Annotated in this window: 11 protein-coding genes and 1 tRNA gene; 3 read left to right on the plus strand and 9 right to left on the minus strand. The window is 53.1% G+C overall.

Annotated features, from left to right (window positions below; translation table 11 throughout):
* Window positions 1-300: 300 nt before the first annotated feature.
* The 3 genes from U5A08_RS29755 to U5A08_RS01440 all read left to right on the plus strand — a co-directional run bounded on the left by U5A08_RS29755 (window position 301) and on the right by U5A08_RS01440 (window position 2,293).
* Complete coding sequence (locus U5A08_RS29755) at window positions 301-471, plus strand: hypothetical protein (RefSeq protein WP_341850604.1); 171 nt, start codon at window positions 301-303, stop codon at window positions 469-471.
* A 218-nt stretch (window positions 472-689) separates the two neighbouring features.
* On the plus strand, window positions 690-1,742 hold the full coding sequence (locus tag U5A08_RS01435; protein ID WP_321849981.1) for a GmrSD restriction endonuclease domain-containing protein: 1,053 nt from the start codon (window positions 690-692) through the stop codon (window positions 1,740-1,742).
* Between the two features lie 2 nt (window positions 1,743-1,744).
* Complete coding sequence (locus U5A08_RS01440; RefSeq protein WP_321849982.1) at window positions 1,745-2,293, plus strand: hypothetical protein; 549 nt, start codon at window positions 1,745-1,747, stop codon at window positions 2,291-2,293.
* Window positions 2,294-2,978: 685 nt separating this feature from the next.
* Here U5A08_RS01440 and U5A08_RS01445 read toward each other — a convergent pair.
* From U5A08_RS01445 to U5A08_RS01485, 9 genes are all read right to left on the minus strand, one after another.
* Entirely contained in the window at window positions 2,979-3,626 is a 648-nt protein-coding gene (locus tag U5A08_RS01445) for an MAE_28990/MAE_18760 family HEPN-like nuclease (RefSeq protein WP_321849983.1), read from the minus strand.
* A 4-nt stretch (window positions 3,627-3,630) separates the two neighbouring features.
* Window positions 3,631-4,698: a DUF262 domain-containing protein gene (locus U5A08_RS01450; RefSeq protein WP_321849984.1), complete on the minus strand. Its 1,068-nt coding sequence runs from the start codon at window positions 4,696-4,698 to the stop codon at window positions 3,631-3,633.
* A gap of 487 nt (window positions 4,699-5,185) precedes the next feature.
* Window positions 5,186-5,779 carry a hypothetical protein gene (locus tag U5A08_RS01455; RefSeq protein WP_321849985.1) on the minus strand — a complete coding sequence of 198 codons (594 nt, stop codon included), beginning with the start codon at window positions 5,777-5,779 and terminating at the stop codon, window positions 5,186-5,188.
* Between the two features lie 151 nt (window positions 5,780-5,930).
* Window positions 5,931-6,206 (minus strand): hypothetical protein, encoded by a 276-nt coding sequence (locus U5A08_RS01460; protein WP_321849987.1) that lies wholly within the window; start codon window positions 6,204-6,206, stop codon window positions 5,931-5,933.
* On the minus strand, window positions 6,203-7,183 hold the full coding sequence (locus U5A08_RS01465; RefSeq protein WP_186729741.1) for an integrase domain-containing protein: 981 nt from the start codon (window positions 7,181-7,183) through the stop codon (window positions 6,203-6,205). Before U5A08_RS01465 ends, U5A08_RS01460 begins: the two co-directional genes overlap by 4 nt.
* 906 nt (window positions 7,184-8,089) lie before the next feature.
* A complete protein-coding gene (locus tag U5A08_RS01470; RefSeq protein ID WP_253401334.1) occupies window positions 8,090-9,418 on the minus strand; it encodes a tyrosine-type recombinase/integrase in 1,329 nt (442 codons plus the stop codon).
* 164 nt (window positions 9,419-9,582) lie between these two features.
* Window positions 9,583-9,658: transfer RNA gene (locus U5A08_RS01475), tRNA-Thr, on the minus strand.
* A gap of 130 nt (window positions 9,659-9,788) precedes the next feature.
* On the minus strand, window positions 9,789-11,165 hold the full coding sequence (locus U5A08_RS01480; RefSeq protein WP_253392669.1) for an HlyD family type I secretion periplasmic adaptor subunit: 1,377 nt from the start codon (window positions 11,163-11,165) through the stop codon (window positions 9,789-9,791).
* On the minus strand, window positions 11,155-13,308 hold the full coding sequence (locus tag U5A08_RS01485) for a type I secretion system permease/ATPase (protein WP_253392671.1): 2,154 nt from the start codon (window positions 13,306-13,308) through the stop codon (window positions 11,155-11,157). Before U5A08_RS01485 ends, U5A08_RS01480 begins: the two co-directional genes overlap by 11 nt.

Genomic DNA, 13,308 nt, shown 5'->3' on the forward strand with positions numbered 1-13,308 from the left:
ATCATCCCCTCCGTAGAGAATAGGCAGGAATCCGCCAAAAACTGCCGTGGTGACAGACAGCAGACGGCCAGAAGAGGTCACTCGCTCGCTTTCCACCACCGCCGACCATCTCTGTTGAAGTCAGGACTATGGTAATGTCCACGAGCGTTCTATCGCAGTGGCTGGAGCGCGCTGTGGGTCAAGGATAACAAGCTGACTAGTCAGGCGCCCAATTGCCCTTACGGCTTATTGGCACTGCGGTTGAGTAGTCAAGGGAATTGAGCCTAGAGGTTTACAATGGAACAGCAAGTTGCGCTCCGAATGATCGCGGAAAAGGCGTATGACGTCGGGTACTCCGCCAAGCTTCATTTCTCCACTCATGACATCGTAGAGCAAGCCCCTGGGTGGATTGGCATGATCTCACTCATATTGGTGTCCTTTCGTTCTAGACTGACGTTTTGGGCGCCAAGCAATTTTCGGAACTCATACTGACATGACGCAGACGGTACTCTCCCCAAGCCAACGCCCTACGACGCAATGAGCTCGCAGAAATGTACATAAGACTTTCATTATTTCGCACAACCCGTGCTGGTTTCTTACAGATTATTTGAGCTGCCATTCGTGCGCTTGCATGCACTAAACGGTTTATATGTAGAGTGCTCGGCTATAGATAATCATGCGGCGCACGAGCCTTTAAGGAATGTTAAGAAATGACAAAAACCTTTGAGTTCGATAGTAATTATGAAGAAGATTTTAAGTTCTCCTCCGAAGAGGCTTTCTCAAAGATCTCATCATACTCCATTTCGTATAGTGTAGCCACGCTCATTGACCTAATTGAGCGCCAGGAACTTGAATTAGAGCCAGAATTTCAAAGGAATTTTGTATGGGACAAGCGTACTGCGAGTCTTTTTATTGACTCGTTACTAATTGGCTTTCCGACTCCAAACTTATTTTTTGGACGAAACTCATCCAGGGATGACTTCATAGTTATTGATGGACTGCAGCGACTAAAAACAATTTATTTCTTTATAACAGAGCAATTTTCAAATAGCGATAGATTCAGGCTTGTCGGCTTAGACGGTCGCTCTTGGAATGGCTGCAGCTATAACGAACTACCTCTAAATTTACAGCGCAGACTAAAAAATTCAATCCAAAACTCGACTATCATTGATGATATAGATTTCAACCCTGAAATTGTGCATGAATTATTCTATAGAATAAATACCGGGGGCGTGCCGCTAACAGATCAAGAAGTTAGGAATTGTGTATATACGGGTGAATTCAATCGTACCCTGCATAGACTCAACAACTATCCCGCATGGAGAGAGTTGCTCGGGACATCTGAGCCACACCTTAGGCTCGCTGACATTGAGCTGATCTTGCGAATCATGTCGCTAATCGATGAGTATGAAGACTACCGACCTCCAATGAGTAGATTCCTCAGCCATTTTCAGTCTAGTCATCGTGACGAACGAATGGAAAACCATGCCAAGTTATTTGAGAATGTATGCGACTTGCTTTGTACTGAATTAGATGTTGATACATTCAGAAATAGAGGGGTTATAAAAAGAAATCTGCTTGAAACGATTTTTGTGGCTTTGGGAATTTGCATCAAAAAAAGTTATAAACTTCCCAACATCAAATCAGGAGTGACAACGTTTTCAGAAATTATCGAGAAAAATAACGCCTTGCGCTCAGCAACAACATCTACTGCCGTCATACGCGAGAGAATCAACACAGCCGTTAATTTGCTAAGGGGGTGAGCATGAATTTTAACTCGCCTGAAATTCAAACTTTGAAAAGCAGTTTAGATGGCAGTATTCACTCCGCCATTCGGCACGAGCCAAATTCATATGCGGCAATAAAAGTACAAGCGCTGCTGGATATTACCGTATATGTAATGGCTTGTAGATTTCTCGAAGCGTCGGTAAAACATATTGTCTATAATTGCATGGTAATCAGAGGGACTAGTCAGCAGGACTTAGAGTCGCTATCAAGTCGCCTCAAAAAATTCAACAATCCCGAGTTTTCAAACATTAAAAAATTGCTTTTAGAAGAGCTTGGCTACGATATTACAAATGATATTAATTCGGGTTACCTTCCAAGGGATATCACATTTTTAAATGAACTGTGCTTAAATAGGCACAGGAACGTTCATGCAAATGAGGATCCGCGAGATTGGTATAGTGCCAATCGAAAAACAATGGATAATTTTAGGCAAGAATATGAGGGATTGCTCAACATTGTTAAGTATCTAGATGGGCTTGTTTTTGATAGGTCAATCAATAGCTATGTTCTGCGCCTGGCTATGTAACAAGAGACTACTGCCGGCTCGTAAAGTCTGGGCTTCCTTTACTCACTGTCGGTGGTAGCGCTCGCCATAAGTTGCACTCAACAGCATCTTCAGAACTTTGGTAAGGCGTTTGGCCTGATCCCCATAGCGCCGACAGAAGTCACGAACTAATGCAGGAGCACTTGTCGGCTCAAAAGCGGTAGATCAACCCCACATATTCTTGATCAACTAGCTTTGGTCTTCTGCCTTGGAGTAATCAACCTCCGCGATCTAGTTCAATAGAGGCCTCAATCGGTGCTGGCCGATGCGAGCGGTAGCTTATGACCACAGCAGCCTGTCGCGACCGTCCGCATTGGGTGGTTTTCTGCTTCTCGCGACAGGCAGAAATCGGCTGATTCTGTTGAAAAAGTCGGCCATGGTTTCCACGGTAGAAAAGTACGCACTTGAGATTGAAATCTTTACATTGAGCAGAGGATTCCGGGCTCAGATTTCGCGTAGCGGCGCGCAAAAAAGGCGTTTTCAGCAGTCAGTATGCGGGCAGTCTGGAAGAACCGACTTTTTCAACAGAATCGGCCAAAAGCAGGCATTCAAGCTTCCTAATCCAACCAGTCGTCCGAGCCGTGACTGTAGGATCGCAATAGTAGAGCAGGCGTCAGAGGCCGTCTCATTATGCTGGCCGCTGACGCAAGCTTGAGTTGCATGGCAGTTACGCGAGATAAAGTTCCTTCGTCAGGAATTCATCGGTGGTGCTGATGAAATCCTCTAAGACAAGGTTGACTGCATCAAAGATATCTCCTAGCTCACGATTCTTGATCCCCTTGCCGGCGTCAGAGAGGGAAAGCTCTCCATGAGCGATCTTGTTTCTCTTGTTTTTGACGGTCAGCACGTGTTGAGTTTTTCCTCGAAACAGAGGTGCCCTCATACCATATTCATCGGCTATCTCGCCTAATCGCCTCGCATCCAGGTTTCCAGAAAATATGGTCTTCCTGTTGAGGAAGTCATGAATCGATGGAAAACGAAGGTCTTCAGCCAGGATCTTTTGCTTCATGGCTTCTACCTTCGATGTGTCCTTTAAGTCGGCTGATCGGCCTTTTCCAAAGCTATACTCCAACATGCGTTTCTGAAGCTTTTCCGTAAGCTCGCTGTACTTCCGAAGCCCAAGCCGGTAGTGTACTTTCTCAAGTGTGGCGTAGGCCGTAGCTTCGATGTTGTTATACAGTGCCACGAAAAAGCTCGCCTTTAGGACAACTACCACCTCGATTTTCCCCCGCTGATCCGACACTTCCTCAATGTGGGTAAACAGTCGGTTGATCGAGACGTTGCGTTCAAGGAGGTCTGTCGTAACGCCTTTCATGACCCTAGGCCCTGACCGAAAGGGCAAGAATGCGGTCTTTGATATGGCTGATGCGCTTATTCAAATTGTCCGAGGAGTGCGTGCGATATTGACCGGTTACTGACTTGTTGAAGTCTCGATCTTGCAGGAAGTATCGCACGTCAATTTTCTTCGGAAGCTTGAGGTTGGGGGCTTCTTCAAGTGCGAGATGGCACCCAACGGAAACTGCTTCGAAGAAAATGCGGGATACTTCTTTTCCTGCACTTTTTGAAAACCCAAATTCAAAGTTTTCCGTCACGAAATCGACCATGCGATTAAAGATAAATAGTTTCTGTTGCTCTTCCTCTTTGCTGAAGGTTTCACGCTTCCCATCCATGTAATCGTCCAGCGCTTTGCTAACACTTCTCGAGAAATCAGTGTACTTAGGGCGCATATCGATGAGGGCGAAGAATCTCAGGACAAGCTCTTCATGCTCTTGGCGATTCTTCACGGTTTTAGAGAGGATGATGGAATCGCGGAATTTTTGATTGGTCGCGCATTTTGTGTAAATAAAATCTGTGAAGGGCCCGCGATAAATACCTTTCCGGGTTTCCATATTACGGAGGATGTCGCTGCCCTTGTTGATACGCTCAAAGAGGTCGTTCTTCACTTCCTCAGTAGCATTTTCAGAAAGAACTATTACGGTGATGGTCATGTTGTTGAATTTGCGTTTCCTCGAAACGTCAAAATCATCATATGACATGCCATTGAGTTTGGTGACTTTTTCCAGGCTTTCCAGTGTCAGCTCGTTACTTAGGAAGGCGCTCAGGGTTCTTACGCGCTGCGAGCCATCCACAATCTCGAGGCGGCCATCTTTGTTTTCGGCTACAAAGATCGGCGGAATTGGTAGACCAAGGACGATCGACTCGATCAGTCGAGATTGTCGTGATGTGTCCCAGACAAAATCTCGTTGGTAATCTGGTACAAAGATTTCGTTTTCATGCTCATCAATTTTTTCCAAGTATTTTTTAACAAGAATTTCGATAGTAAAGTCTTTACTATCATAAGCTACGGCTTTTTTGAGCTCAATTATCTGATCTTCAACGTCGTTCATCACGCATCCTTGGTTATGGAGAGCAGCACTTGCGGAGCTTGAAGATATCAAATAGCCATCCCGCCGTCGAGTATGCCGCGGGCAATTAGCTTTGTCAGAATAGGTATATATCTACGGCGCGTCGGCTTCGAGGTTTTTTGTTCGTTGCTTATCCTACGTTGAGGCGAAGTTAATTTCCTACGGTTTCCTAGGCGCCACGACCGGCCGCTATAGTGGGTCGATAAGGGATAGCAATCGTTTCAGGAATCGGCATGGCTCATGCGGCGTTCGCGTCTGACTTGACCCTGCGCATACTCAACGAATTTTCGCAATCACCGGACGAGGATAGCGGGCTGACCGCGCTAAGGGCCTGTCAGGCCTGCGTAAGAGTGTTGATGCAGTGACTCACATCTCCGCAGAACATCTGAAATAGAGCCTAGTCTAGAAAAACTGTGCTCATGCTTTTTCTCTTTCTTGAGTTGAATAAATCAAATATGGTTTTGTTGGACTAAATAAATCTTGTTTTCCATTGTTGAATCGTATTGTCGCTTGATTTGTGGACGTCAAAATTTATCAGGCAGTTATGAAGGTAATGGAGAGACGTTAAATATTCGTTTATTGAGTCCATCAGTTTGACGTGCTCGGCGGCTGAGTCCTGGGTCAATGAAGCCCCCCAAAAGCCAAGCTCGCTATTAACGGAAGCAAGAGATTGGGTATGGAGTTTTAGTTCGTTGTTCTTGTCAACTACTTTCTCTAGATTGGACTTTGCTTGAGAATCACTAGGCACCAACATGCCAGCTTCCGGAACAAGATTGAACAGCAGGTTTGCTATTTGCACTGTAGTTGCTTCAATCTGAACAAGTAATGAAATATATAGCTTCTTTGTTGAGTATGCGTCTTCTCTAATCTTTTGTTTGTGCCACCCTATATATGTGACGACAGCAAGAATGAGAGCTACTACCGTAGCGATTCCGGAAAGGGCCTCAGCCCAGCCTGAAGAATTTAACAAACCTTTTGCTACTAGTCCGAAAAATAAACCAGTCGCGAACGAGCACGCTATCAGGATAGGTAGGATAAAACGGCGATTCGAAATAGCGGCCATGCTTCACCAAAATTCTAGGAGTCAGATCCATTGTGGATCATCAAGTGATAGTTTGGGAGGCCTTATAGGTTTTTTGCAGGGCAGATGTGAATCGCCCCTAATTTCCTAGACGCCTTCGACTGGCTCCTTTTGGCCGTTTTCTGACCTTCGTTTAGCGGTTGAACTGCCAAGGTTTTCCTAAGCGATGAGTGAGTAATTGCATGGTCAGCAAATAGTAATACCGCGTCGATTCAGCGTGCTGGTTTAGGTGGTGATTCAAAAACCACGCCATGTGTTTTCTTTGCCAAGTCCATGGATTGTCGCGTTGCCAGCGCTCAGCGATTGCTGTTTGGATAGCCTTCGCATGACGTAGGTGGCGTTGGCGGGTGGTATGCGACCCGGTCAGGACGCCTGACAGGAACAGCTCCATATCGAATGGCTTGCTCATGCTCGACCACCAATGTAAGCCGACACCACGTCGATACGGCCATGCCCCAGCTCATAGCTGATTTGTACTCGGGCATCCTGATCTAGGCGTCGGTCGAGTTGATAGCAATGGCCTCCGTTGATGGGGGCGGGATGGCGGGTGATTTGCTCATAGCGTTCGCACGCATAAGCCGCGCGCAGTTCGTGGAAGCCTTTGAGGTTGTGCGTATGGAGGATATCTCGGGCGGGGCGGACGATCCCCTGCAAGAAATCGAGGTAGCTTTCGTTCGGTGCCAGCAGGTTGCGGCCACCATCGGGCGAAACCTGTTCGGCAAACCTCAGAGCTTCTCGAATATGGTCGTCCACCGTAATCCAGCGAGGTGCTGACGCACCGGATCGGCCGCCTTTGGTGCCGTCCTGGATGTTGATCTTGTCGTAGTGTTCGGCTTCACGCTTGAGTCGCGGTAGGTCGGCCAGAATCGCTTCGCGCAGACGCATGCCAGTGGCTCGCGTTAACTTAGCGATGGCCGCGGCGCGCGGCTGCTGATGTTTGCAAAGTACCTCTACGATCCGCTTCACGTGTTCGCGGTCTTGGCCTTGTGGCACCGAGCAACGAACGCTGGTGCGCCGCGTTCCCAGCGCCTTGCTCGGACTCGGTACTTTCACATACTGATCACCGCGAAGCGCGGCCATGGTCCGGTTGACGCTGGACAACCGGTTTAGCGCGGTGGCGATGGCGAGCTCACCTTGGTCAACTTGCTGACGCAGATGTCCGGCGTAGTCCAGCAAGGTCTGCCAATTAATTTGCCGCGCATCGTTGAACCCCGGCCCTTCCTCCGACCGACACCAGCGTACAAACGCTTGCCACCGATCACTGTGCGCCTTGACCGTGCCGTAATGCCCGCCGCCAAACAGGTCTTTCAGTGCCTGCGGTCCTGCATAGCTCAGTTGCCGGCCATAGCCAAAATTGCGCCCATCTCGTCTAGCTACTAATCCCATGACCATATTCCTCTCGAAGCCAAACCTTCGAAACCATCCCCACGTCATCCCGCCAAGAATGTTGAGTGTTATCAGGGATCAAGGCCCCTGCGACCTGTGAGGCTTGTCCACTAACGCGGGACTGACGGCTCTTTACGACCGGGAGCTTGGGCATCTCAAGATCTGTAGCCTCCTGAACACTTCCGAAGAAGTGGGCGGGTGGAGGCTGCGCTGGCTGACGAGACCAGCGCCGCGAGATCCTGAGTCGGGTGAAGGTAGTGAAGCGATGACCGGGGCATGCCCGACTGTCAGTCAGGTGCAGTCCATTCCTGGGCTGCGGCACCATCATCGGCATCCCTGTTGCTAGTGACTTCGGTGTTTGTCACGCCGATTGTCACGAGGGGGAATGCCGCAAAGCCTGGTACGAGGTGGGCTGCAGCAGTGGTAGGAGCGCCCGTCTCTTTCCGGAAGAAAGAGACGGGCGCAGGTTGGCGCAATGAAATGGCCAAGCGGATAGATTGCTGCAGGGCAGCTGGGGAGGGGGATGTATTTGCCGCAATGGCAATGATCTGAAGTAGGCATCCATCACTCGGTGAGTGACCGTGCGAGCCGCCGGACGCTAATCGCACTTTGGGAGAACCACCACGGTGTGGCGTAGCCTTAAAGGTCCTGGCTACCTGGGTTGCTGTCAACGACAGCGCTTTGCCCGATCTTTTCTACGCCTGTGGATAATTCGGGTCAAGGCCCGTATTTTCGGGCGTTCTTCGGCTGTGGATGAAACTATCCACCGGTGGAAATCTGTGGTTTTCCACAGACAGTTTGCGTGGGCTTTAGATTTTTTAAATGAGGTCCATCCAAGCAGGGCGGCTTTGCAGCCCCGCTTGGATGGACCCGCGTGGAAGGGCGGACTGCGGTGATCTCTTTGGCTTACCCACGTTTGGATGCGCCACGGCTATTTTGTAGGGCGGTAATGTTGTCGCCGACCGGGTGAGCGAATTCGTGGGGCGTCACATGCCCATGGCGGTTGGCGTCGATGTAGTTGCTCCACCACGCCATGATTAGCCGACGCTGTTCGAGGAATTCGGCCTTGTGGATATAAGCGGCGCGCACGCGGTTGCGTTCCTTGTGGCTCATTTGTCTTTCGATGGCTGCGTCGGTCCATAACCCGGACTCCAGCAGGGCGCTACAGGCCATGGTCCTGAAGCCGTGGCCGCACACGTCCTTGCTGGTGTCATAGCCGACGTTGCGGAGCATGGTGTTAACCGTGTTCTCGGACATGGGCTTCCAGTACTTGTGGTCGCCCGGTAGCACCAACTCTGAAAAGCGACTGAGGCTGCGCAGGCGCTCCAGTATTTCGATGACCTGCGGCGAGAGCGGGACCATTTGAATGTCGCCGTTCATTTTGGTCCCACGTGTGGAGTTGCGTACCCCTTCAATCGGTGCGCGTGTATCGGGGATTTCCCACATGGCGCGTTGGAGGTCGAACTCACTCCATCGCGCGAAGCGCAGTTCGCTGGAGCGGACGAATACATGCAGCGTGAGCAGGACGGCAAGGCGCGTCAGCTCGCGGCCGTTGTAGTTGTCGATACGGTGTAGCAGTTCGGGTAGGCGGTTGAGGGATAGGGCCGGGCGATGGACTGTGCGCGGCGCGTGAATCGAGCCTGCCAGATCCAGTGCAGGATTCATGGTGATCTGCCGAGCCCTTTTGGCCCCGCGCATGATGGTGGATAAGTAGTTCTGTACCCTTAACGCTACATCCATGGTGCCGCGTTCCTTGATGCGCTGGGTGATCTCTAGCAGGTCATGGGTATCGAGTTCAGCGATGGGGCGTTGGCCGATCAGCGGGAAGACGTGGGTGCGCAGTCGGCTCATTACGGTTTTTGCGTGGCCTTCGGTCCAGCGGCGGGACATATCAGCGTGCCACTCCAGGGCAACGGTTTCGAAAAGCAGTGCCGCCCGCTGGGCTACGATCCTGGCCTTCTTCTTTTCTTCCATTGGGTCGAGGTTGTCTAGCAGCAACGCCTTGGCTTCGTCTCGCTTACGTCGTGCGACGGAAAGGGTAACGATGGGGTAATTGCCGATGATGAGCGTACCTTCCTTGCCGCTGGGCTTGGTGTACTTCAAGCGCCAGGTCTTCACGCCATTGGGTTTGACGAAAAGGTACATGCCGCCGCCGTCGAACAGTTTGTAGGCGCGTTCGCGGGTTTTGGCCGTGCGGCATTGCAGGTCGCTGAGGGGGATCGCTAGACGTGGCATAGGGGTACGCGCTCCTGACCGGGAAATCGCAATACCCCTAACATACCCTCGGGGAAGGGGGATTTTGTTGGATCCCGACAGAGGGTCCTGGAACGAAAAAACCCGCCAAAGGGCGGGTTTTCGGGGCTTCCAGAGCATTCGGTGGAATGCAATGGAGCCTAATGTGGTGCCGGCACCAGGAGTCGAACCCGGGACCTACTGATTACAAGTCAGTTGCTCTACCAACTGAGCTATACCGGCGTGTTAGGGCGACGATTATAGCGATTGAAAAAGTTCTGTAAACCCCTGAAATCTGACTATTTTTGCGAAAACCCAAGTTTTCGCCCTTCGCCCTGCATTTACCCGCTGTTCCAGCAACAAATTGCCCCAATCAGCGCTCGTGCATGGCCTCTGCACGGGATTTGATGATCGGTTTGAGCAGGTAGCTCAAGATGCTCTTCTTGCCGGTGATGATGTCCACGGAGGCCACCATGCCGGGGATGATCAGCAGGGGTTTGTCGTCGGTGCCCAGGTGGCTGCGGTCGGTGCGCAGTTTGATGAGGTAGAAAGTGTTCTTCTTCTCTTCATCCATCACGGTGTCGGCGCCGATCTGTTCGAGTTTGCCTTTGAGGCCGCCGTAGATGGTGTAGTCGTAGGCGGTGAATTTGATCATCGCTTCCTGGCCAGGGTGCAGGAAGGCGATGTCTTGCGGGCGGATCTTGGCTTCTACCAGCAAGGTGTCGTCCAGCGGTACGACTTCGGCGATGTCGCTGCCGGGCTGGATGACGCCGCCCACGGTGTTGACCAGCATTTGCTTGACGATGCCACGCAGGGGCGAGGTGACCATGGTGCGGCTGACGCGGTCTTCCAGGCCTTTGGACGTGGCCTCGGCCTTGCTCAGGTTGGTGCGTGCTTCGTTCAACTGAGCCAACGCTTCGCTGCGGAATTTGCCGCGGGTCTCGTCGATTTTGCGCTGCACTTCGTTGATGGCGGCCTGGGCGCGGGGGATGGCCAGGGTGGTGCCGTCGAGCATGCCGCGGGTTTCCACTTCGGAGCGCTTGAGGCGCAGCACTTCTACCGGCGAGATCGCGCCTTGTTTTACCAGCGGTTCGGACATGCCGATCTCTTGGCGCAGCAGGTTCAGGCTGTTGCGGTATTGTTCCTGCTTGGAGGCGAACTCACGCTGTTCCTGCTGACGTTGCAGCAATTGTTGTTGCAGCCCGCCAATTTCATCGGACAGTTGCTGGCGTCGGCTCAGGTACAGCGACTCTTCGTTCGAGGCCTGGTTGGGCACCGCTTTGCGCGCTTCTTCGGTGATGTTCAGCGGGCGATTTTCGATCTCGGCGCTCAGGCGCTCAACACGCAGCTCCATGGCCACGCGGTCGGCTTCGGTTTCGCCGACGTTGGAGGCAAAGCGTGTGTCGTCCAGGCGTACCAGCGGCGCACCGGCCTCGACGATCTGCCCTTCGTGAACGTAGATCTGGGCGACGATGCCGCCTTCCAGGTTTTGGATCTTCTGGATGCGCGAGGAGGGGATCGCCTTGCCTTCGCCTTTGGTCACTTCATCGATGATCGCAAAGTGTGCCCACAGCAGCAGGAACACGAAGAAGCCGATCACGCCCCAAATGGTCAGGCGCACGATGCGCGGGGCGTCGTCGACCAGGGCTTTTTCGACTTCGGGCAAGGGCTGGTCTTCGAGCGAGTCGGTGCCCCTGAAATAGCCGAAGATGACGTCTTTCAAACGGCGTGAGCCGGAATTAAGCGACACTGATTTGCCCCTTTTTCAGCGCTTCCATAACGGCCGCTTTTGGACCGTCTGCGAGTATCTGGCCACGGTCGATCACCAGCAGGCGATCCACCAGGGTCAGCAGTGAGGCGCGGTGGGTAACCAGAATCACCGTCTTGTTTTCGATGACCGACTGCAAGCGCTGTTTCAGGCGCTCTTCGCCGGTGTTGTCCATGGCGCTGGTCGGTTCGTCCAGCAGCAGGATCGGTGGGTTCAACAGCAACGCACGGGCGAGGGCGACGTTTTGTCGCTGGCCGCCGGAGAGGTTTTGCCCGCGTTCGCCCACTTGCAGTTCGTAACCTTGCGGATGCAGCCTGGCAAATTCATGCACGCCGGCAAGTTCTGAGGCCTGTAGCACCATTTCATCATCCACGTAGCGCGCGCCCGAGACGAGGTTGTCGCGCAAGGTGCCGGCCAGCAGTTGGATGTCCTGTGCCACATAGCCGATGTTATGACGCAATTCGCTGACATCGATCTGGCGAATGTCCACGCCATCGACCAGCAACGAGCCCGAATCCGGCTGGTAAAGACCGACCAGCAGTTTGGCCAGCGAGCTTTTGCCCGAGCCGCTGCGCCCGATGATGCCGATTTTCTCGCCCGGCTTTACATTCAGGTTGATGCCGCGCAGCGCCAGGTTTTGTTGGTTCGGGTAGGTGAAGTCGACTTCGCGGAACGTCATCGCACCTTGCAGTGCCTTGCGGCTGAGCGGGCGTTCGTCGTAGTTGCGTTCTTGCGGCAACTCCATCATCTGGTCGACCGACACCATCGTCACCTTGGCTTGCTGGTAACGCGTCAGCAGGCCCGACAGTTGGGCCAGCGGGCCCAGTGCGCGGCCGCTGAGCATGTAGCAGGCGACGAGGCCGCCCATGCTGAGGGCGCCATCAATGATTTGGTATACGCCGAAAATGATCATCGCCACGCCGGCCACTTGCTGGATCAGCAAGGTGATGTTCATGGCCAGGCCGGACAACACTTTGACCCGCAGTTCCAGGCGGCTGAGGGTGCCAATGGTCTGTTCCCATTGATACTGGCGTTCGCTTTCTGCGTTATTGACCTTGACCGCATCGAGCCCGGCGAGGGTTTCGATCAGGCTCGACTGGCGCTCGGCGCCCAGGGCCATGGTGCGCTCCAGTGTCGCAGTCAGCGGTTTTTGCAGCATGTGGCCGATACCCAGGGCCAGCGGGAAGGCGATGATCGGGATCCACACCAGGTGGCCGCCGAGCATGGCGATCACCACCAGGATGATCAGGGTAAAGGGCAGGTCGATCAGGCTCGCGAGGGTCAGCGAGGTGAGGAAATCGCGCATCCCCTGGAATTCATGGATGTTCTGCGCAAAGCTGCCAACCCGTGCCGGGCGTACTTTCATCGCCATGCCCACGATGCGCTCGAACAGCGTCGCGGAAATGATCAGGTCGGTTTTTTTGCCCGCCAGGTCCAGGCATAAACTGCGCAGGCTCTTGAGCAGCAGGTCGAACAGGTAGGCGCCGCAGATACCAATAGCCAGCACCCACAGGGTCGAGGTGGCCTGGTTGGGGACTACGCGGTCGTACACGTTCATCACAAACAGCGGTGCGGCCAGGGCGATCAGGTTGATCACCAGGCTCGCGGCGATCGCGTCGGCGTAGAGCCAGCGCGAGCGCTTGAGGGTGTCTCGAAACCACGAGCGTGCACGCGGGATCAGCGTGCCGCTGGTGATGTCAAATTTATGCTGCGGTTGGGCGAAAAATACCCGACCGCTGTAATCTTGACTCAATACTTCACGGGTGATGTGCACTTCGCCGCCGTCGCTTTCGCTGAGCAGCAGGCGCGCCGTGTCACCTTCCCATCCCAACAGCACCGCGCTGCGCCCTTCCTTGAGCAGCAGCATGGCGGGCAGCGCGATGGACGGAATCTGTTCCAGCTTGCGTTGCAGCAACCGTCCCTGCAAACCCGCCCGAGCGGCTGCGCGCGGCAGCAACTCGGGGCTCAAACGCTGGGCCGCCAGTGGCAGCCCAGTGGTCAGCATCGCGCGGCTGGCGGGTTTGTAATGCAGTGAGCAGAGTGTCAACAACCCATCCAGCAGGGGGTCGTCATGCTGACTGCGCGGGTCATGGTTGAGTTGCGCCACACCTATTTCAGAATCCAA

The organism is Pseudomonas paraveronii, from assembly GCF_963681955.1.
GTDB lineage: Bacteria > Pseudomonadota > Gammaproteobacteria > Pseudomonadales > Pseudomonadaceae > Aquipseudomonas > Aquipseudomonas paraveronii.